Annotated in this window: 17 protein-coding genes; 8 read left to right on the top strand and 9 right to left on the bottom strand. The window is 74.7% G+C overall.

The window, feature by feature from the left end; translation table 11 throughout:
- Window positions 1–31: 31 nt before the first annotated feature.
- The 8 genes from Q3W71_RS26285 to Q3W71_RS26320 all read right to left on the bottom strand — a co-directional run bounded on the left by Q3W71_RS26285 (window position 32) and on the right by Q3W71_RS26320 (window position 11,146).
- Entirely contained in the window at window positions 32–751 is a 720-nt protein-coding gene (locus Q3W71_RS26285; RefSeq protein WP_302922153.1) for an HD domain-containing protein, read from the bottom strand.
- Between the two features lie 97 nt (window positions 752–848).
- Entirely contained in the window at window positions 849–2,474 is a 1,626-nt protein-coding gene (locus Q3W71_RS26290; RefSeq protein WP_302922154.1) for a right-handed parallel beta-helix repeat-containing protein, read from the bottom strand.
- A 166-nt stretch (window positions 2,475–2,640) separates the two neighbouring features.
- Window positions 2,641–4,017 carry a polysaccharide lyase family 1 protein gene (locus Q3W71_RS26295; protein ID WP_302922155.1) on the bottom strand — a complete coding sequence of 459 codons (1,377 nt, stop codon included), beginning with the start codon at window positions 4,015–4,017 and terminating at the stop codon, window positions 2,641–2,643.
- Between the two features lie 220 nt (window positions 4,018–4,237).
- The gene (locus Q3W71_RS26300) at window positions 4,238–5,386 is read right to left on the bottom strand and encodes a Gfo/Idh/MocA family protein (RefSeq protein WP_302922333.1); all 1,149 of its coding nucleotides are present in this window, start codon (window positions 5,384–5,386) and stop codon (window positions 4,238–4,240) included.
- A 134-nt stretch (window positions 5,387–5,520) separates the two neighbouring features.
- Entirely contained in the window at window positions 5,521–7,011 is a 1,491-nt protein-coding gene (locus Q3W71_RS26305; RefSeq protein ID WP_302922156.1) for a mannitol dehydrogenase family protein, read from the bottom strand.
- Window positions 7,002–8,306 carry an enolase C-terminal domain-like protein gene (locus Q3W71_RS26310; protein ID WP_302922157.1) on the bottom strand — a complete coding sequence of 435 codons (1,305 nt, stop codon included), beginning with the start codon at window positions 8,304–8,306 and terminating at the stop codon, window positions 7,002–7,004. Before Q3W71_RS26310 ends, Q3W71_RS26305 begins: the two co-directional genes overlap by 10 nt.
- 56 nt (window positions 8,307–8,362) lie before the next feature.
- On the bottom strand, window positions 8,363–9,793 hold the full coding sequence (gene uxaC, locus Q3W71_RS26315) for a glucuronate isomerase (protein WP_302922158.1): 1,431 nt from the start codon (window positions 9,791–9,793) through the stop codon (window positions 8,363–8,365).
- Between the two features lie 24 nt (window positions 9,794–9,817).
- Complete coding sequence (locus Q3W71_RS26320) at window positions 9,818–11,146, bottom strand: Gfo/Idh/MocA family protein (RefSeq protein ID WP_302922159.1); 1,329 nt, start codon at window positions 11,144–11,146, stop codon at window positions 9,818–9,820.
- A 230-nt stretch (window positions 11,147–11,376) separates the two neighbouring features.
- Here Q3W71_RS26320 and Q3W71_RS26325 point away from each other — a divergent pair, with 230 nt between their 5' ends.
- Genes Q3W71_RS26325 through Q3W71_RS26360 form a run of 8 tightly spaced genes read left to right on the top strand, consistent with a single transcriptional unit; the run spans window position 11,377 to window position 19,035 of the window.
- Window positions 11,377–12,507 (top strand): LacI family DNA-binding transcriptional regulator, encoded by a 1,131-nt coding sequence (locus tag Q3W71_RS26325; protein ID WP_302922160.1) that lies wholly within the window; start codon window positions 11,377–11,379, stop codon window positions 12,505–12,507.
- A gap of 20 nt (window positions 12,508–12,527) precedes the next feature.
- Window positions 12,528–13,874 (top strand): ABC transporter substrate-binding protein, encoded by a 1,347-nt coding sequence (locus Q3W71_RS26330; RefSeq protein WP_302922161.1) that lies wholly within the window; start codon window positions 12,528–12,530, stop codon window positions 13,872–13,874.
- A 28-nt stretch (window positions 13,875–13,902) separates the two neighbouring features.
- Entirely contained in the window at window positions 13,903–14,886 is a 984-nt protein-coding gene (locus tag Q3W71_RS26335) for a carbohydrate ABC transporter permease (protein ID WP_302922162.1), read from the top strand.
- Entirely contained in the window at window positions 14,886–15,764 is an 879-nt protein-coding gene (locus Q3W71_RS26340) for a carbohydrate ABC transporter permease (protein ID WP_302922163.1), read from the top strand. The genes Q3W71_RS26335 and Q3W71_RS26340 overlap by 1 nt, the downstream gene beginning before the upstream one ends.
- The gene (locus tag Q3W71_RS26345; protein WP_302922164.1) at window positions 15,748–16,407 is read left to right on the top strand and encodes a hypothetical protein; all 660 of its coding nucleotides are present in this window, start codon (window positions 15,748–15,750) and stop codon (window positions 16,405–16,407) included. The genes Q3W71_RS26340 and Q3W71_RS26345 overlap by 17 nt, the downstream gene beginning before the upstream one ends.
- Window positions 16,404–17,381, top strand: a complete 978-nt coding sequence (locus Q3W71_RS26350; protein ID WP_302922165.1) for a PmoA family protein — start codon at window positions 16,404–16,406, stop codon at window positions 17,379–17,381. Before Q3W71_RS26345 ends, Q3W71_RS26350 begins: the two co-directional genes overlap by 4 nt.
- On the top strand, window positions 17,378–18,391 hold the full coding sequence (locus Q3W71_RS26355) for a sugar kinase (protein WP_302922166.1): 1,014 nt from the start codon (window positions 17,378–17,380) through the stop codon (window positions 18,389–18,391). Before Q3W71_RS26350 ends, Q3W71_RS26355 begins: the two co-directional genes overlap by 4 nt.
- Window positions 18,388–19,035, top strand: coding sequence for a bifunctional 4-hydroxy-2-oxoglutarate aldolase/2-dehydro-3-deoxy-phosphogluconate aldolase (locus Q3W71_RS26360; RefSeq protein WP_302922167.1), 648 nt, complete (start codon window positions 18,388–18,390; stop codon window positions 19,033–19,035). The genes Q3W71_RS26355 and Q3W71_RS26360 overlap by 4 nt, the downstream gene beginning before the upstream one ends.
- On the opposite strand, the gene Q3W71_RS26365 is transcribed toward Q3W71_RS26360, so the two are convergent.
- Window positions 18,980–19,750, bottom strand: a complete 771-nt coding sequence (locus Q3W71_RS26365) for a hypothetical protein (RefSeq protein ID WP_302922168.1) — start codon at window positions 19,748–19,750, stop codon at window positions 18,980–18,982. The two genes, Q3W71_RS26360 and Q3W71_RS26365, sit on opposite strands and share 56 nt — an antisense overlap.
- Between the last annotated feature and the right edge of the window lie 23 nt (window positions 19,751–19,773).

Genomic DNA, 19,773 nt, shown 5'->3' on the forward strand with positions numbered 1-19,773 from the left:
GCCGGGCGGTCAGGGGGAGGCGGCCGGGCCGTCAGGCGGGCTGGTCGAGGATGGCGCTGAAGCGCTCCTCGGCCAGGTCGAGCTGGTCGAGGATGTGCCGCTTGACCGGGGCCGACAGCGGGGTGTCCGGGCGGGTGACGAGGTCGCGGAAGACCGGCACCAGCGGCCGGTACTTCGCCGCCGACGAGGCCACCTTCGGGCCGACGGTGTGGATCACGCCCACCCCGTTGTCGGTGAAGTCGGAGACCTTGATGACCCGGGCCCAGGGCTCGCGCTCCAGGCTCGCCGCCACATGCTCGCGGTACTGCTCGTGCCGGTCGCGCCCCGGGTCGTACGCCGGGTTGGTGACCGCCGCGACCAGGCGGGCCACCCGCGGGCCGAACCGGTCGGCGAGGGTGGCCAGCGCCGCCGTCGTCGGGTCGGCGACCTCCTCGTCGCCGGCCAACTCGTCGGGGTGGTCCTCGACCGCGTCGTGCAGCAGCCCGGCGACGATCACGTCCACGTCGCGCACCTGGTAGTGGTGCATCATCCGGATCGCCACCCGCAGCAGGTGGTTGAGGTACGGCTCGCGTACCCGCCGGTCGTCGCGGTGCAGGTCGGCGGCGAGGTCGAGGGCGGCGGTGAGCCGCTGCCGGGCGGGTTCGTCGAACGCCCGGATCTCCAGCCGGAACCGTTCCAGCAGGCCGGGTTCGCCGTGGATCTCGGTGATCGCGTGCATCGGCATGGTGGCCAGGTACGCGGGGAAGTCCATGCGTCACTTATAGCGGATCTTCACCACGGGTCCGGTCCGGCGGTCGGCCACCCGACGGGCGGGGCCGGCGACCGCCGACCCCACCCGCGGCGGCGGGTCAGCCGGTGACCCGGCCGGTGCCGGCGCCGGCGGTCACCGTCGCCTTCACACCGGCGGCCGGCTCCAGGGCGTACGGGTACGGGACGGCGGCGACGCTGCCCGCTGTCTGCGGCACCCCGGAGTTGACGAAGTGGTTGTCCCGGGCGACCAGCGCGCCGCCGGGGGAGGAGCCCTCGCCGACGTGGGTCGGATCGGTCATGTTCTCGAAGAAGTTCCCCTCGACCAGCACCCCGGCGCCCGACGTGCTGGCGATGCCGTAGCTGTAGGACGGGTTGGCGGTGTTCACGTAGTAGTTGTTGAACACGTGCACCGGGTTGCCGTACCGGACCCGGGGGTTGCGCTGGAAGCAGTTGCCGAACAGGTTGTGGTGGTAGGTCACCCGCAGCCGGCCGGCGTCCTCACCGGAGTTGCCGTCGCTGTGCCCGACCAGGGAGCACTTCACGTGGTCGTGCAGGCGGTTCCAGGAGACCGTGACGTAGTCCGAGCCGTGGGTGATGTCCAGCAGGCCGTCGTAGTGGTCGGTGCCGCTGGTGGTGTCGCTGGACAGGTCGTTGTGGTCGATCCAGACGTTGCTGGCGTTGTCCAGGTGGATGGCGTCGCCGTTGCCCACCCCGGCGGGCACCTTCGCGATGGTCAGGTTCCGGACGATCACGTTGCGCACGTCGCGCAGGTTGAGCCCGCAGCCGGTGAGGCCGGAGGCGGCGCCCACCCCGACGATCGTCTTGTTCGAGCCGCTGCGGATCTCGGTCGAGCAGCCGAACCTGCCGCTCACCCGGACCGTGGTGGGGGTGTCGCCCTTGACCGCGTTCGCCAGCGCTGTCGCGTCGGTCACCGTCACCGTGGCGCCGCCCGCGCCGCCGGTGGTGCCGCCGTTGCGGGTGGCCCAGCCGACCAGCCCGGCCGGCGGGGTGGTCGGCGGTGGCGTGGTGGGCGGGGCGGTGGTCGGCGGGGTGCTGGTGGGCGGGGTCGTGGTGGGCGGGGTCGTGGTGGGCGGGGTGCCGCCGGCGCCGTCCACCCGCACGTCGTCGAAGACCGCGCTGGCGTACGCGGTGACCAGCGCGATCCGTCCGGCGTCGTACGCGGTGCCGGCGCCGGCGCCGACCGGGGTGCCGTCGACGAAGCCGCGGACCGTGCCGCCGTCGGCCTCGATCCGCAGCGTGTACCAGGTGCCGGTGCCGACCGCGAGCGGGATCGAGCCGAGCGGGGTGATCGAGCTGCCGTTGACCACCTGGAGTTCGGCCCGGCCGGCGTTGGTCAGCGCGAGCCGGTACATCCGGGTGGAACTCTCCACCCGGGCGGCGAGCCCGACGATCCGGTTCGTGCCGCTGAACGACAGCGGCTTGACCCGGGCCTGCACCTGGTAGTCGGTCCAGCCGGTCTGCCCGGCGAAGGCCCGGGCCAGCTCGCTGCCGGCGTTGCCCTGGCGGTAGGCGGGGGTGCCGTCGGTGACCACCGTCCAGTCGCCGCCGGACTTGGACCAGCCGTCGGCGGTGCCGTCGTCGAAGCTGTCGGCGAACAGGGTGGCGGCGTGGGCGCCGGTGGTGACGCCGACGGCGAGCAGGAGGGCGGTCAGGCCGGCGCCGGCGGCGGTCAGTGCCCCGCGGGGCAGGTGTCTGGAACGCACGGGGGTCTCCTCGGGGTGGGGGTGGCGACGCGCGGGCCTCGGTGGCCCACGAGGGTGGGTGAGGTGGGGGTCCCGGCGGGCCGCGGCAGGGGGTGGCCGGGCGGTGCGCGGGTGAACGGAGCGCGGGTGGGCGTTGTGCGCGGGTGAACGGTGCGCGGGTGGGCGGTCAGAGCGGCAGCCGGCCGGCACCGGCGAGGGCGGCCACCGCCAACGGGACCAGCGGGGCGGGCAGCACCGGGCCGCGTCGCAGCGTCGGCGTCCAGCCGGCGTCGGCGCCCAGGTCCGGGTCGTGCGCGGCGTTGTACGCGGCCACCAGGTCGACCGGTCGGGCCCGGTCGGCGCCGGCCCGGACCCAGTTGCCGCGGGTGGTGACCGCGGTGCCACCCCAGTCGTGGAGCAGGTCCGCGGCGGTGATGCCCGGAGCGAGGCTGAAGTGGTTGTTCTCCACGTGCACCGCCGACTGCACGCCGACCCCGATCGCGTACGCGAACCCGTCGCCGCCCAACCGGTAGTGGTTGTTGTAGACGTCCACCTGGCCGAAGCGCACCCGCGGCAGCCGTTGCAGCACCGAGTCGAAGAGGTTGTGGTGCAGCGTCACCTTCAGCCGGTCGACGTCCGGGCCGACGGTGTTGGACGAGCCGATCAGCAGCACCTTGTCCCGCCCGACGAACCGGTTGTACGAGGCGGTCACCAGGCTGGCGGTGTGCGTGACGTCCAGCGAACCGTCGTGCACCTGGTACGGCCGGCCGAAGTAGCTCGGCTGAACGCTGTCCGGGTTGTCGCCGTCGGTGAAGGTGTTGTGGTCGATCCAGACGTTCTCGCTGCGGCGCACCGAGATCTGGTCGTACTGGGAGTTCCAGTTGCCGGTCTCGCCGTCGGTGGGGGACCAGGCCGGGAAGCAGTCCCGGGCGTCGTGGAGGGTCAGGTTGCGCACGATGACGTTCGGGGCCCGGTCGATCATCAGGGTCAGCCCGGTCAGCCGGGCGCCGGGCAGCCCGACGATGGTGGTGTTCGGGCCGACGTTGATCTGGGTCTGCCGGGTCTGGTTGGCCACCGACCGCATCCGGGCCGCCTCCAACGGGCCGCTGGGCGCCACCCGGCCCCACACCGCCGGGTCGTACGCGGCCAGGTAGGCGTCGAGCGAGTACTCCGGGTCGGCCAGGTCGGCGCAGTCGAGCAGGTGACCGTCCGGGCCCTCGAAGCCGTCGACGGTGCCGGCCACGTACACGATCTTCGGGGTGGCGTTGCCCGCGTTGGTGGCGTTGTCGCCGCCGAGCGCGGCGACCAGTCCGGCCCGGGTGGTGACCACGCTGACCTGGTCGGGGGTGGCCGCGGCGCCGCCGGTGGTGCCGGGCCCGGCGGCGGCCCAGCCGTCGCCCGGCGGCAGGGTCTGCCGACCGAGCTGGCGCGCCGCCCAGGAGAGCTGCCCGTCGGCGTGGGCGGTGGCCGCGGCCGGCGGGGCGGTGGCCGCGGCCGGTGGCGGGGCCGCCACGAGGATCAGTGCGGCCAGCGCCGCACCGGTTGCGAAGCTCCGCATCGACATCGTCCGTTCCTTCGTCGGGATACCGCATTCATCACGAACGATAGGAATGGAGGCTTATCGAGGTCAATATCAAAGATATGCAGGAATGTTGCAGTTGTCCGGCTCATCCGGCATCGTCCGGCCGGGATCGGCCGGTGATTGTCAGTAGTTGCCCGATACGGTGGCGGGCTCGATTTGCCGAGTGTTGCGGCCTCCTGTTCCGGTGGTCCGGTCCGCTCTGCTATTCCGACGGTGCGGTCCGGTACGGCGGCACCGCCCACGGCACGCCGAGTTCCGAGGGCAGCCGCCCCCGCTCGGCCGCCCGGCGCAGCACCTCGTTGACACCGCGCACGCACAGCACCCGCTCCGGGCCGGCGCCGAGCGGCTCCACCAGGTCGCCGTCGAGCAGCCGCGGCTCGGGCGCCGACCGGAGCGCGTCCAGCACGGCGGTGAACGCCGCGGTCCGGGCCAGCGGGGCGATCAGCGGCACCGCCGGGTCGGCCCGGTGCTCCAGCAGGTTCTCCAGCAGCCCTCGCCGCCCGGGCACCTCGCGCGGCCCGGTGTCGCCGGGCAGCAGCAGCCGGTCGGTCGGGTACTCCAGCACGGCCCGCCCGGCGTCCCCGGTCACCAGCACCTCGCCGGCGACGAAGTCCTCGCCGGCCAGGGTCACCGCGGCCAGCACCGGCGGCCCGGTGCGCGGCCGGATGCGGAGCACGGCGGTGTCCTCCACCTCGATCGGGCGCACCCGGTAGCGCTCGACCTCGATGCTGGCCGGCCGCACCGGCGTACCGGCCACCGCCTCGGCGACCGCGAGGCACTGCATCACCGCGTGCGCCAGCGGGTTGGCCAGCGCGCCGTCCAGCACCGGCCGGCCGTGCAGGGTACGCCGGCCGGCCCAGGGCGCCCGAGCGTAGTACGCGTCGGTGCGCCGCCACGCGGCGACGGTGGCGATGTCGGTGACCGGGCCGAGCCGGCCGGCGGTCACCGCCGCGGTCAGCTCGGTCAGCGCCGCCGAGCCGAGCGCCTGGAACCCCACCTGGCAGGCCCGGCCGGTGGCGGCCAGCGCGCCGGCCAGCTCGTCGTGCTCGGCCGTCGACAGCACCGGCGGCTTCTCCAGCAGCAGGTCCGCGCCGGCGGCGAGCGCGTCCAGGGCGACCGGCAGGTGGGTGTGCGGCGGGGTGCAGACCACCACCACGTCCGGCCGTACGGCGGCCAACATCTCCCGGTGGTCGGTGTGCACGGTGGTCTCCGCCGGCACCGGAGCGGCCGGGTCGTCCTCGACCGGCCGCAGGTCCACCAGGGCCGCCAGCCGCAGCCGGCCGGCCGCGTGCAGCGGCGCCAGCACCCGGCGGTGCCAGCGTCCGTGCCCGTTCGCCCCGACCAGGGCCACCCGGGGCGGGTCGCCCGGCCGGCCGGGTTCGCCCCCGCCCCCGGCGACCGGGTGTGACCCGGACCGGCCGGTGGGTGCCACCACCGGCTCGCCGGCCGGGCCGGGCCGGGGCGAGCCCGGCGGGGGCGGGCCGGTCACCGGGCACCGGCCAGGGTCGCCGGCACCCCGTGCCGGGTCAGGTCGGTCAGCCAGCCCACCACGTCGGCGCGGACCTCGGCGTCCTCGGCCACCTCGGCGGGGAAGATCTCGCGCAGGGCGAAGGCCGCGTCCACCGCGCCGGCCGGGGTGGGCCGGGCGGCGGCCAGCGCGGTCCGGATCCGGTCGGCGAGCGGATCCTGCAACGGCAGCGGGGACCCGTCGTCGGCGGCGCCCTGGGCGAAGCGCAGCCAGGCGGCGACCACCAGCGCGGCCCAGCGCGCGGGCCGGCCGGCGGCGCGCAGGTCGGCGATGGTGTGCAGGACCCGCTGCGGCAGCTTCTGCGAGCCGTCCATCGCCACCTGGAGGGTGCGGTGCCGGATCGCCGGGTTGCCGAACCGGTCCAGCACCTGCTCGCCGTAGTCGACCACCCGGATCCCGTCGGGCGGGGTGAAGCTGGGCGCGACGTCCTCGGCGACCAGCCGGCGCAGCACGTCGGCCAGGTGCGGCAGGGCGAGCGCGTCGGCGACCGTCGCGCAGCCGGCCAGCGCGCCGAGGTAGGCGGTGGCCGAGTGCACCCCGTTCAGGGCGCGCAGCTTCAGCCGCTCCCACGGGCCGGCGTCGGCGCAGAGCACCGCACCGGCCCGCTCCCAGGCCGGCCGGCCGCCGGGGAAGTCGTCCTCGATCACCCACTGCGCGTACGGCTCGGCGGCCACCGCTGCCAGGTCGGTCACCCCGAGCGCGTGGCGGGCCACGTCGAGGGTCTCCGCCGTGCTGGCCGGCACGATCCGGTCCACCATGGTGCCCGGGAAGGAGACCTGCTCGCCGACCCAGCCCACGGCGTGCCCGGGCGCGCCCGCGTACGCCAGCGCCTGCTCGACCAGGCCGCGCAGCCGGCGACCGTTGGCCGGCAGGTTGTCGCAGCTGACCAGCGCGACCGGCCCGGCGTCGGCGGCGGCCCGGGCCAGCAGGCCGCGCACCAGCAGCCCCGGCACGGTCGCCGGCGGCCGGTCACCGGCCAGGTCGGCGGCGAGCGCCGGGTCCGGCCGCAGTGCACCGCTGGCCGGGTCGAGCTGGTACGCCTTCTCGGTCACGGTCAGCGTGACCACCCGGATCGCCGGGTCGGCGAGCAACGCCACCACCGCCGCCGGGTCGCTGGCCGCGTGCCGCACCCCGGCCAGCGCGCCCACCACCCGGGTCGTCACGCCGTCCGCGGCCAGCGTGGTGACGCTGAACAGGTTGTCCTGCGCGGTCAGGTCCTCGACCAGCGCGGCGTTGCGCGGGGCGACGCCGACGATGCCCCAGTCGCCGCCGGCCGCGCCGACCGCCGCCTCGGTGTATACCGCCTGGTGGGCCCGGTGGAACGCGCCGAGGCCCAGGTGCAGCACGCCGGCCGGCACGGTGCCGGGGCGCAGCAGCGGCCGGCTCGCCGCCGGCAGCCGGCGCAGCGAGCCGAGCCCGAGCCGGGACGCGCCGACGGTCAGCGCCATGCCGGACCGTCCGGGAAGCGGAACCGGGCGACCGACTCCGGCCGCATGGTGCTGCTGTAGCCGGGCGCGGTGGGCGGCAGGTACCGGCCGTCGCGGGTGCGCACCGGATCGACGAAGTGCTCGTGCAGGTGGTCGACGTACTCGATCATCCGGCCGTCCAGGCTGGTGCCCACCCGCAGGTAGTCGAAGATCGCCAGGTGCTGGACGTACTCGCAGAGCCCGACGCCGCCGGCGTGCGGGCAGACCGGCACCCCGAACTTCGCCGCCATCAGCAGCTCGGCGAGGACCTCGTCGACCCCGCCGACCCGGCAGGCGTCGACCTGCATCACCCCGATCGCCTCGGCCTGGAGCAACTGCTTGAAGATCACCTTGTTGGCGGCGACCTCGCCGGTGGCCACCCGGCAACGCCCGCCGGTCAGCTCGCCGACGGCCCGGGCGATCCGGGCGTGGCCGAGGATGTCGTCGGCGTGCGTGGGCTCCTCCATCCAGTACGGGTCCACCTCGGCCAGCACGGTCATCGCGGCGATCGCCTCGTCGACCCCCCACACCTGGTTGGCGTCCATCATCAGCAGCGCGTCCGGGCCGATCTCGGCCCGGATGATCCGGGCCCGGCGCAGGTCGTCGGCGAGGGGCCCGCCGACCTTCATCTTCATCGCCCGCCAGCCGTCCGCGTACGCCCGCCGGGTCAGTGCCCGCACCTTGTCGTCCGGGTAGCCCAGCCACCCCACCGAGGTGGTGTACGCGGGGAACCCGTCGCGCTCCAGCGCGGCCAGCCGGTCGGGCAGCCCGTCGCGCCCCTTGTCCAGCAGGGCGGCCGCCTCGTCCGGGGTGAGCGCGTCGGCGATGTGCTGGAAGTCGACGCAGCCGACCAGGTCGTCGGTGGGCAGCTCGGCCAGGTACCGCCAGAGCGGCTGCCCGGCCAGCTTGGCCCGCAGGTCCCAGACCGCGTTGACCAGCGCCCCGGTGGCCATGTGGATGACCCCCTTCTCCGGCCCCAGCCAGCGCAGCTGCACGTCGGCGACGAGCGAGCGCCAGAACGCCACCGGCTCGGCGGCGATCTCGGCGACCGTGCGACCGCGCACGTGGTGTTCCAGCGCCCGGACGGCGGCGCAGGTCAGCTCGTTGCCCCGGCCGTTGGTGAAGGTGAAGCCGGTGCCGGTCGGCCCGGCGTCGGTGCCCAGCTCCACGTAGGTGGCCGAGTAGTCGCCCCGGTTGATCGCGTCCGAGCCGTCGCCCCGCGCCGCGGTCGGGAACCGGACGTCGTGCACGTCCACGGAGGTGATGGTGACGCTCATGCCGGTTCCCCTCTCGTTCGCGACCGCGGGGCTCCGTCGCGCCGCACTCCGCACGCTCATTGCGACTCCCCGAAGTTGAAGACCCGTTTCGGCAGCCGGTAGGCCAGGTCCACGATGGTCTCGGCGGCCTCCGCCATCGGCAACCGGTGCTCGGCGACCAGCCGGGCCAGGAAGCCGGCGTCCACCCGGCGGGCCACGTCGTGGCGCACCGGGATCGAGCAGAACGCCCGGGTGTCGTCGACGAAGCCGGCGGTGTTGTAGAACCCGGCGGTCTCGGTGACCGCCTCCCGGAACCGGCGCAGCACCTCGGGGGAGTCCAGGAACCACCAGGGCGCGCCGAGGTAGAGCGCGGCGTAGCCACCGGCCAGCGGGGCCAGTTCCCGGGTGAAGGTGTACTCGTCCAGGGTGTAGAGCACCACCCGCAGCCGGGGATCGTTGCCGTACGCGTCCAGCAGCGGGGCGAGCGCGTGCACGTACTCGGTGGCCTGCGGCACGTCGCCGCCGACGTCGCGGCCGTGCCGGGCGTGCAGCCACCGGTTGTGGTTGCGCACCGCGCCCGGGTGCAGCTGCATGACCAGCCCGTCCTCCAGCGACATCCGGGCGAACTCCAGCAGCATGTGTGCCCGGAACGCCTCCGCGTCACCGGCCTCGGCCCGCCCCCGCCGGAGCCGGTCGTAGAGCGTCGCCGCCTCGGCCGGGGCCAGGTCGAGCGTCCGGGCGGTGGGATGGCCGTGGTCGGAGGAGGTGGCGCCGGCCGCGACGAACGCCGCCCGCCGGGCGCGCAGCGCGGCCAGGTAGCCGGCGTACCGGCCGGTGTCCTCGCCGGTCAGCTCGCCGAGCCGGTCCACGTTGGCCGGCCAGTTGTCGAACTCCGGGTCCACCACGTCGTCCGGGCGGAAGGTGGTCACCACCCGCCCGCCCGGCCCGCCCCAGCCGTCCGCGGCGAGCTTGGCGTGCTGCCCCAGGTCGTCCAGGGGTGACTCGGTGGTGGCGAGCACCTCGATGTTGAACCGCTCGAACAGCGCCCGGGGCCGGAAGCCCGGCTCGGCCAGCCGGGCGGCCAGCTCGTCGTAGACCGCGTCGGCGGTGGCCGGGGAGAGGGCGGTGCCCACCCCGAACACCTCGGTGAAGGTCTGCTCCAGCCAGAGCCGGGACGGGGTGCCGCGGAACAGGTGCCAGTGCGCGGCGAACCGGCGCCAGATCCGCCGGCCGTCGGTCTCCACCGGACTGCCGTCCCGGCTCGGCACGCCCAGCTCGGCCGGGGGTACGCCCTGGCTGAGCAGCATCCGGGTCAGGTAGTGGTCGGGGACGATGAGCAGCCGGGCCGGGTCGGGGAACGGCCGGTCCTCGGCCAGCAACGCCGGGTCGACGTGCCCGTGCGGGGAGATGATCGGCAGCTCGGCCGCCAGCGCGTACAGCTCCCGGGCCAGCGCGCGCTGGCCCGGCTCGGCGGGCAGGAGCAGGTCGGTACGGGGCATGGTGGGCACGGAATGCGGCTCCCGGGGTCGAGGTCAGGGCAGGGTCAGCAGGTCGGCGACCCGGACGGGCCGGCCGGTGTCGAAGGACCGGTTGGCGGCCAGCCCGGTGAGCAGGGCGAGTGCGCCGTCGTGGGCGGTGGCGGCCCGGTCCAGCGGGTCCGGGGCGCCGCCGAAGAGCACCCGGGTCATCCGCAGGTCCGCGCCGCCGTGGCCCTGGCGGGTGTGGCCCTCGACGGTGATCGCCCGCGGCGGCTGCCAGAACGGCCGCAGGGTGAGCGTCGCGCCGCCGGACTCGGCGGCGGCCTCCGCGCCGTGCAGGGCGGCACCCTTGAGCGCCCCGGCCGCCTCCGGGCTGACGTACGCGCTCTCGGTGACCTCCAGCTCCAGCCGGCCCCGGCTGCCGTTGACCATCACCCGGTAGCCCTCCCAGGGCGCGTACGCGGTGAGGTGGTAGGTCATCGTGGCGCCGGTGGAGTAGCGGGCCAGCACCGCCATGTCGTCCTCGATGGTGACGCCGGGGGCGAAGACGTTGCGGTCGCGGTGGTAGCCGTCCTCGGCCTCGGCGTCGAGGTAGAGCTCGCGCAGCCGGGGATGCGCGGCCAGGCGCAGCGCGAACGGGTCGTCGCCGGCGGCGGGGGAGCCGTGCGCCCGGTCGTAGTCGCGGGCGTAGCCGTGCCGGCGGCCGGCCGCGCCGTAGAAGAAGAGCCGCCCGGCGCCGTAGACCTCCACCGGCCGGGCGTCCAGCCACCAGTTCACCAGGTCGAAGTGGTGGCTGGCCTTGTGCACCATGAGCCCGCCGGAGGCGGCCTTGTCCCGGTGCCAGCGGCGGAAGTAGTCGGCGCCGTGGCGGACGTCGAGCAGCCACTCGAAGTGCACCGAACCGACCTCGCCGACCGCGCCCTCGGCGAGCAGCCGGCGCACCTGCTCGTGCAGCGGGTTGTAGCGGTAGTTGAAGGCCACCGTCACCCGCCGGCCGGTACGCGCCACCGCGTCCAGGATCCGTGCGCAGCGCGACGCGTCCACGGTCATCGGCTTCTCGGTGACCACGTCGCAGCCGGCCTCCAGCGCGGCCACGATGTAGCCGTCGTGGGTGACGTCCACGCTGGTCACCAACACCACGTCGACCCGTTCCCTGTTGAGCATCGCGGCGAAGTCGTCGGCCCGGTAGGTGGGCACCGGGGGGTGGCCCGCCTCGCCCAGCCACCGGTTGTGCGCGTCCATCCGGGCCTGGTTGACGTCGGCGAAGGCGACCAGCTCGGCGGTGTCGGGGTGGTCGCGCACCAGCGCCCGGACGAACATCTCGGCGCGCGCGCCGGTGCCCACCACGGCGTACCGGAGACGCCCGCTGGCCTGGGGTGACATCTGGTCGGCCTCCCGGGAAGCTGCAAAGGTTTGCAGTGAAGTAATCACGATCGATGCTGGCGAGTCAACGCCTCGAAGGGAATCGGCGGCTTTTGATGGGATTCGCACTGATACGTACGCTCGGTGGGAGCGCAGCCGAAATCGAGCTGTAACCATCCCCCGTTGACACTGGAGCAACCGTTTGCATTAATTGGCGGCACCCGTGACCGCCGCCACATCGGAGGGACGCCGTGCCAGTCACCATCAGGGACGTCGCGCGGGCCTCGGGCGTGCACATCTCCACGGTCTCCCGCACCTTCTCCGCGCCGCACCTGGTCAACCCGGAGACCCGGGTCCGGGTCCTGGCCTGCGCGGAGGACCTCGGTTACCGGCCCAACCGGGCCGCCCGGGCACTGATCACCGGCCGGACGCACAACATCGGCCTGATCATCGCCGACATCGCCAACCCGTTCTTCCCGCCGCTGATCAAGGCGGCGGAGGGGCAGGCCCGGCACCGCGACTACCACGTCTTCGTGGCCGACACCAACGAGGATCCGACCACCGAGGAGGAACTGGTCCACGCCCTGGCCAAGCAGGTCGACGGCGTGCTGCTGTGCAGCCCCCGGATGAGCAACAGCCTCATCGAGCAGCTCAGCCGGGAGGTCCCGCTGGTGGTGGTCAACCGCCAGTTGACCGGCCTGCCGTGCGTGCTGATGGACGTGGGGCAGGGGGCCCGGGCGGCGGTGGAGCACCTGCTCGGCCTCGGCCACCGGGAGATCGCGCTGCTCGGCGGACCGCGCGGCTCCTGGACCAACCGGGAGATCCGCCGGGCCGCCGGCGCGGCCGCCCGGGCCGGCGGCGCCGAACTGACAGTGCTCGGCCCGAACCCACCCACCGAGACCGGTGGCCTGGCACTGGCCGAGCAGGTCCAGCGCAGCGGCGTCACCGCCGTGCTCGCCTACAACGACCTGATGGCGATCGGCCTCATCGAGGGGCTCGACGCACTCGGGATCCGGGTGCCGGAGCAGGTGAGCGTCGTCGGGGTCGACGACATCGCGCTGAGCCGGCTCACCCGTCCCAAGCTGACGACGGTGGCCACGCCGACCGCGGCCGCCGGCCGGACGGCCGTCGACATGCTGTTGCAACAGGACGCCGAGCCGCCGCGTGCCGCGCGGGGGATCGGCGCCGGCACGGCAGCCGGCGCCCGTCGTACCACCGCACAGGTAATGCTCCAGACCGAACTGGTCATCCGCGACTCGACCGGGCCGGGCCCCCATGCCGGCCGGGACCGTCCCTCGGCCGCCCCGGCAGGCCCGGGCCCGCATCGCCTTGCGGGCCCGGGCGACCCGGTGGTGGCCACCGGTGACGGCGTCGCCTCCTAACGCCGAGGAGTTGAGCGCACATGCACCCCGCAACGCCCCCCACCGCCAGCGCGCCCGCCGGGCGCACCTACCGTACCCCGCTGCCCCGCCGCCGGCTGCTGCGCGGCCTGCTCGCCGTGGCGGTCGCCGCGCCGCTGATCGCCGGGGCCGCCGCCTGCGGCGGCGACGACCCGGCGACCGACCCGAACGCCCCGGTGAAGCTCTCCGTCTTCTGGTGGGGCGGCGAGGCCCGGGCGAAGCTCACCGAGGAGGCCCTCGCCCTCTACACGAAGAAGCACCCGAACGTGACGTTCGAGAAGACCTGGCAGGCCAACCAGGGCTACTTCGACAAGCTGGCCACCCTCACCGCCGGCGGCAACCCGCCGGACCTGTTCCAGATCGACGACAACTTCCTGGCCGAGTACGCCGCCCGCAACACCACGCTGGACCTCACCCCGTACCAGAGCTCCGGCAAGCTCGACACCTCGAAGTTCCCCAAGAGCCTCTGGCAGTACGGGGTGGTCGACGGCAAGCTCGCCGGGCTGGCCGCCGGGGAGAACACCCAGGGCCTGGTCTACAACAAGTCGCTGCTGGCCAAGCACGGGCTGCCCGAGCCGACCACCGGGATGAGCTGGGAGGAGCACATCGCCTGGGCGGAGCGGGTGGCCAGGACCGCCAAGGTGCCCGGCACCCAGGACCCGAGCGCCGACTACAAGGCGTTCTGGGTGTGGCTGCGCCAGCAGGGCAAGGACATGTACTCCGGCAGCGAACTCGGCTTCACCGCCGAGGACGTGACCCGCTGGTTCGAGCTGTGGAAGGGCGCCCGGGACCGGGGCGCCACGCCCACCCCGGACGTCATCCACGAGGGCAACGTCACCGACATCAGCAAGCAGCTGGTGGTCACCGGCAAGGCGGCCACCTCCTGGGTCTGGGTCAACCAGATGCCGGAGCTGAAGAAGAACACCAAGGACGAGCTGGGCGTGGTGGCGTACCCGGGTGACCCGAGCGCGCAGTGGGCCCGGGCGTCGATGTACTGGTCGGTGTTCCGCGGCAGCAAGCACCGGGACGTCGCGGTCGACGTGATCAACTTCCTGATGAACGACCCGGAGGCGGTCAAGCTGCTCGGCACCGACCGCGGCCTGCCGTCCAACCAGGACCTGCGCCGGGTGGTCAGCGACGACACCACCGACCCGGCGATGAAGCAGTCCATCGCGGTGGAGGCCGAGCTGGCGCAGAAGTTCGGCGAGTCACCGCAGGTGCCGATCAAGGGCCACAGCAAGGTCCGCTCGGAACTGGTCAAGGCCGCCGAGAACGCGCAGTACGGCCGGGCCAACCCCGCCGAGGCGGCCGCCCAGTTCGTCGCCGCCTGCAAGTCCGCCATCGCCTGACCGTCGTCGTACGGAGAGGAGCCGGCTCGTGGCCCTGACCACGGCGCCCGACCCGACCCGTCGTGGCCCCGGATCCGTCCGGCCCCGCGCCAACCGGCGCGGGCCCGGGCGGTCCCGGCACGGCGACGGTCTGGCGGGGTACGTCTTCCTGTCGCCCTGGCTCATCGGCCTGATGGCCGTCACGGCGATCCCGATGCTGCTGTCGCTCTACCTCAGCTTCACCAACTACGACATCCTCACCCCCTGGTCCGAGGTGGAGTGGGTGGGGCTGGCCAACTACGAGCGGATGTTCACCGCCGACCCCTCGTGGTGGCACTCGGTCCGGGTGACGCTGACCTTCGCGCTGGTCGCCGTACCGCTGAAGCTGGCCGCCGCGCTCGGGGTGGCGCTGCTGCTCAACCGGGCCTGGCGCGGCGTCGGGGTGTTCCGCGGGCTGTTCTACCTGCCGTCGCTGCTCGGCGGCAGCGTCGCGCTGGCCATCGTCTGGGTGAACATGTTCAACCGGGACGGCGCCGTCAACTCGTTCCTCGCCCTGTTCGGCGTCACCGGCAAGCCCTGGGTCAACGACCCGGACTGGGCGCTGGAGACGCTCATGGTGCTCGCCATCTGGCAGTTCGGCGCGCCCATGGTGATCTTCCTGGCCGGGCTCAAGCAGGTGCCCACCGAACTGTACGAGGCGGCGGCGGTCGACGGCGCCGGCCGGTGGCGGCAGTTCGTCAACGTCACCCTGCCGATGCTCTCCCCGGTCATCTTCTTCAACCTGGTCCTGGAGACCATCAACGGCTTCCAGGGCTTCACCGCCGCGTTCGTGCTCAGCAACGGCACCGGCGGGCCGGTCGACTCGACCCTGATGTACACGCTCAACCTCTACATCACCGGCTTCACCGACCTGGAGATGGGCTACGCCTCCGCGATGGCCTGGGTCTTCCTGGTCGCCGTCGCGGTGATCACGGTGATCTTCTTCAGCACCGGGCGGTTCTGGGTGCACTACTCCGACGGGGAGGACCGGTGATGGTGGCGGCGACCACGCGCCCGCCGGCGGCCGGCGCCCGGCCGCGCAGCCGCTCGGCGCTGCGGCTGCTGGTGCTGCTGGTGATCCTCGCGGTGGTGCTCTACCCGCTGGTCTGGATGCTCGGCACCTCGGTGAAGAGCCAGCAGGAGATCGCCAGCAACATCGGCCTGCTGCCGGAGCGGTTCACCCCGGGCAACTACACCGAGGGGTGGCGCAACTTCGACGTCAGCTTCGGCCGGTTCTTCCTCAACAGCGCCATGGTCAGCCTGCTCACCGTCCTCGGCAACGCGGTGTCCTGCCTGCTCGCCGCGTACGCCTTCGCCCGGCTGCGGTTCCGGCTGCGCGGCGTCTGGTTCGCCGTCATGATCGGCACCCTGCTGCTGCCCGGGCACGTGCTCATCGTGCCGCAGTACATCCTGTTCCGCAGCCTCGGCCTGGTCGGCGGCGAGTGGCCGTACCTGCCGCTGCTGGTGCCGCAGTTCCTGGCCACCGAGGCGTTCTTCGTCTTCCTCATGGTGCAGTTCATGCGCGGCATCCCGCGCGAACTGGACGAGGCCGCCAAGATCGACGGCGCCACCGCGTTCGGCATCTTCCGGCACGTCATCCTGCCGCTGAGCCGCCCGGCGCTGGTCACCACCGCGATCTTCTCGTTCATCTGGACCTGGAACGACTTCTTCCGGCAGCTGGTCTTCCTCTCCGACCTGGAGGACTACACGGTGCCGGTGGCGCTGACCCTGTTCATCGACTCGACCAGCCAGAGCGCGGTCGGCCCGATGTTCGCCATGTCGGTGCTGTCGCTGCTGCCGGTCTTCGGGTTCTTCGTGGCCTTCCAGCGGATGCTCGTCGAGGGGATCAACACCAGTGGCCTCAAGGGATGAACCGGCCGGGCCCGGCCGTGCGTCGGCCGCCGCCCCGCCGGACGCGCCGGAACGGGTGACCCGCGACTGGCGCGACGTGCTCGCCGACGCCGCCGACCTGGCCCTGCTCGGCATCCTGCTGACCGTGGCCGCGCTGCCACTGGTCACCGCCGCCGCCGCGGCGGCCACCGCCAGCGCCGCCGTGCACGACCGGTTCGGCACCGGCGGGTGGCCCTCGGCGCGGCAGACCCTGGCCCGGTTCGCCCGGGCCGTGCCGGCCGGCGTGCCGGTCTCCCTGCTCGCCCTGGCCGGCGCCGGGCTGCTCGCCGCCGACCTGGCCGCGCTGGCCGGCGGCCGGGTGCCCGGCGGCACGCCCGCGCTGGCGGTCACCGTGCTGGTCACCGTCGCCGTCGCGGGCTACGCCGGTGCGGTCGTGGTCGAGGTGGGCCGTACCGGGGGGCGGTGGCGGCCGGCCGCCCGGACCGCCGCCCGCGCCTGCCTCGACCACCCGGCCCGCTGGGCCGCGCTGGCCGGCACCGCCGGGGTGGCCCTGCTGCTCGCCGTGCTGGTCACCCCGGTCGCGGTGCCGATCCTCGCCGGCTACACCCTGGCCGCCCTGTACGCGGTGGACCGCCGCCCGGTCACCCGCCCGGAGCCGTCGTGACCGCGGCCCCGCAGCCCACCGCCGCCGGCCCGGACCAGCCGGCCGGGGCCGCCGAACCGGTCCGTCCGCCCGCCGGGACGGCCGGCGCCGAGGGCACCGGGGCCGCGGCCGGGCCGGACGGCGACGACCCGCGGCTGCTGGTCGACGGCGTCGAGGTGGCCCGGTACCGGGTGGCGCCCCGGCTGGACGCCCGGCACGGTCCCCGGCCGTACCTGCACCCGGTGCGGACCCGCGCCGGCACGGTGGTGACCGACGCGCTCCCCGCCGACCACGTCTGGCACCTCGGCGCCTCGCTGGCGGTGCAGGACGTCGACGGCACCAACCTCTGGGGCGGGCGCACCTACGTGCGCGACGTCGGCTACACCTGGCGCGCCGACCACGGCCGGATCGCGCACACCGAGTGGCTGCACCGCTCGCCACGGCGGCTGGCACACCGGCTGGAGTGGCGCGACCCGGCCGGGGCGGTGCTGCTGGCCGAGCGGCGCGCCATCGCCGTCGCGGCGCTGCCCGGGCACCCGGACGCGTGGCGGCTCGACCTCGACTACACCCTCACCGCGCCGCCGGGGCGGGACGTGCCGCTGGGCAGCCCGGCCACCAACGGCCGCCCCGGCGGCGCCGGCTACGGCGGCTTCTTCTGGCGGGCGGTGGCGGACCGGCCGCCGGCGGTGTTCACCGCGACCGGGCAGGGGGAGGCCGCGGTCAACGGCTCCGCCGAGCCCTGGCTGGCGCTGCGCGCCGAGGCGGGTGGCGCCGCGTACACCCTGGTCTTCACCGGGCTCGGCCCCGGCGACCGGTGGTTCGTCCGGGCCGAGATGTACCCGGGGGTGTGCGTGGCGTTCGCGTTCGACCGGCCCTGCGTGGTGCCCGCCGGCGCCGGGCGTGCCGGCCGGCACCGGGTCGCCGTCGCCGACGGGGCGCTGGACCGGGACGCGGCCGCCGCGCTGGCCGCCGCCCTCGACCCGGAGCGGCCGTGACCGGGCCGGACCGCGATCCGCCCGAGGTGGTGACCGTGGGCGAGTCGATGGTGGTGCTCAGCCCGGCCGCCGGGATGCCGCTGGAGGCGGCCGACCGGCTCGCGGTCGCGGTCGGTGGCGCCGAGTCCAACGTGGCCGTCGCGCTGGCCGGCCTCGGTCACCGCACGGCCTGGGTGAGCCGGGTCGGCGCCGACCCGTTCGGCCGGCTGGTCGTGCGGCGGGTGGCCGCCGCCGGGGTGGACGTCCGTCCGGTGACGGTGGACCAGCGCGCCAGCACCGGCCTGTACCTCAAGGACCCCGGCCCGGACGGCACCGACGTGCACTACTACCGGGCCGGCTCGGCCGCGTCCCGGCTGACCCCGGCCGTCCTGGCCGACGCCCGGCTGGCCGGGGCGCGGCTGCTGCACCTGTCCGGCATCACCCCGGCGCTGTCCCCCTCCTGCCGGGCACTGGTGGAACGGGCGGTCACCACCCGGCCGCTGGCCGGGGCGCTGGTCAGCTTCGACGTCAACCACCGCCCCCGGCTCTGGCCGGCCGGGCGGGCCGCCCCCGTGCTGCACCGCGTCGCCGACCGGGCCGACGTGGTCTTCGTCGGGCTCGACGAGGCGCGGCGGCTCTGGGGGAGCGGTGACCCGGCGGCGGTGCGCCGGCTGCTGCCCGGCCCGGACCTGGTGGTGGTCAAGGACGCCGCGGTCGGCGCCACCGCGCTGCCGCGCGCCGGGGCGGCCAGCTTCGTCCCGACGCTGCGGGTTCCGGTACGGGAGCCGGTGGGCGCCGGCGACGCGTTCGCGGCCGGCTTCCTCTCCGCGCTGCTGCGCGGTGCCGGCGTCGACGCCGGCCTGCGGCTCGGGCACCTCACCGCCGCACGGGTGCTGGCCGTCGCCGGGGACACCGCCCCGCCGGCCGACCGGGGCCACCTCGACACGCTGGCCGCGCTGCCCGAGGCGGACTGGTCGGCGCTCGACCCGGCCGACGTGCTGGCCGGCGACGACGGAGGGAGCGGACGATGACGGCGCACGACCTGGAAAGGGTCTTCGGCGACGCGCGGGTGATGGTGATCCTGCGCGACCTGCCGGTGACGGAGACCGTCCGGCTGGCCCACCGGGCCTGGGACCTCGGGATCCGCGTGGTCGAGGTGCCGGTCCGCACCCCGGAGGCGGTGACCGCGCTGCGCGCCACGGTGGCCGAGGGGCGGGACCGTGACCGGCGGGTCGGCGCGGGCACGGTGTTCACCCCGGCGCAGGTACGCCAGGCCGCGGCGGCCGGCGCGGCGTTCACCGTCGCCCCGGGCCTGGACCTGGCGGTGGCGGACGCCGCGGCGAGCTACGGCCTGCCGCACCTGCCCGGCGTGGCCACCCCGACCGAGGCGCAGCGCGCCCGGGACCACGGGCTGCGCTGGCTGAAGGCGTTTCCGGCGGTGAGCCTCGGCCCGCACTGGTTCCGGGCGGTGGCCGGGCCGCTGCCGGAGCTGACCTTCGTGGCCACCGGGGGCCTGGACGCGCGCAACGCCGGCGACTTCCTGGCCGCCGGGGCGCGGGTGGTCGCGGTCGGCTCCGCGCTGGCCGACCCCGACCAGCTGGACCGGCTGGCCGAGCTGGTCAGGAGCGGGTTGCCGGCCGATCAGCCAGGGCGCCGGTCGCCCGGACCGCCTTGACGATGGCCGGGACCGAACCGACCAGCAGCACCACACCCCAGACCAGGGCGACCACCGCGAAGACCAGCGCGCCGATGTCATCGACGATGCTGACCAGGATCACCGGCACCAGCCGGTGCAGGAACTCCAGCACGACCGTGCAGAGCAGCGTGGTCAGCGCCAGCGCGACCAGGCCCTTGTTCTGCGCGAAGCGCGGCTGCGCGGCCAGCAGCAGCCCGGCCCAGGCCAGCTTGAGCAGCAGCACCAGCCCGAGCAGCAGCGCCGCCTCACCGACCGGGAAGAACCCCCACAGCGCCAGGTACGCCAGGGTGCCGAACGGCGCGGCCAGGAAGAGCGAGACCATCACCGACAGCTCCACGAGGGCGACCAGCAGCGCGACCAGCGACACGAGGATCAGCACGATCGCGAAGACCAGCGTCGCCACCCCCTGCACCCGGCCCTGCACGCGCTCGGACAGCAGCAGGCTCAGGCAGAACAGCCCGGTGGTCCAGACCGCCACCGCGTCGACCAGCGCCAGGTAGCCGGTGCCGCGGCCGGACGGCTCGGTCACCCCGGAGACCTCGCCGAGCTCCACGTCCAGCGCCCCGGCGCTGTCCCGCAGCGCCGCGCCGGCGTCCCCGCCGCCGGTGAGCAGCCCGGCGCCCAACTCCACCGCGACCGCCAGCACCATCGCCAGCATGGCCAGCAGCAGGAACGGCTTGCGCAACTCGCCCATGGCGGGCCTCCTCCTCGCGGCGG

Source organism: Micromonospora sp. C28SCA-DRY-2, assembly GCF_030519475.1.
In the GTDB taxonomy this organism is placed as follows: domain Bacteria; phylum Actinomycetota; class Actinomycetes; order Mycobacteriales; family Micromonosporaceae; genus Micromonospora.

Bases quoted from the DNA above. Each gene is read 5' to 3' on its own strand.
- Q3W71_RS26285 (WP_302922153.1), bottom strand. From the start codon at position 751: ATGGACTTCCCCGCGTACCTGGCCACCATGCCGATGCACGCGATCACC.
- Q3W71_RS26295 (WP_302922155.1), bottom strand. From the start codon at position 4,017: ATGTCGATGCGGAGCTTCGCAACCGGTGCGGCGCTGGCCGCACTGATC.
- Q3W71_RS26305 (WP_302922156.1), bottom strand. From the start codon at position 7,011: ATGGCGCTGACCGTCGGCGCGTCCCGGCTCGGGCTCGGCTCGCTGCGC.
- Q3W71_RS26310 (WP_302922157.1), bottom strand. From the start codon at position 8,306: ATGAGCGTCACCATCACCTCCGTGGACGTGCACGACGTCCGGTTCCCG.
- Q3W71_RS26320 (WP_302922159.1), bottom strand. From the start codon at position 11,146: ATGTCACCCCAGGCCAGCGGGCGTCTCCGGTACGCCGTGGTGGGCACC.
- Q3W71_RS26330 (WP_302922161.1), top strand. From the start codon at position 12,528: ATGCACCCCGCAACGCCCCCCACCGCCAGCGCGCCCGCCGGGCGCACC.
- Q3W71_RS26340 (WP_302922163.1), top strand. From the start codon at position 14,886: ATGGTGGCGGCGACCACGCGCCCGCCGGCGGCCGGCGCCCGGCCGCGC.
- Q3W71_RS26360 (WP_302922167.1), top strand. From the start codon at position 18,388: ATGACGGCGCACGACCTGGAAAGGGTCTTCGGCGACGCGCGGGTGATG.
- Q3W71_RS26365 (WP_302922168.1), bottom strand. From the start codon at position 19,750: ATGGGCGAGTTGCGCAAGCCGTTCCTGCTGCTGGCCATGCTGGCGATG.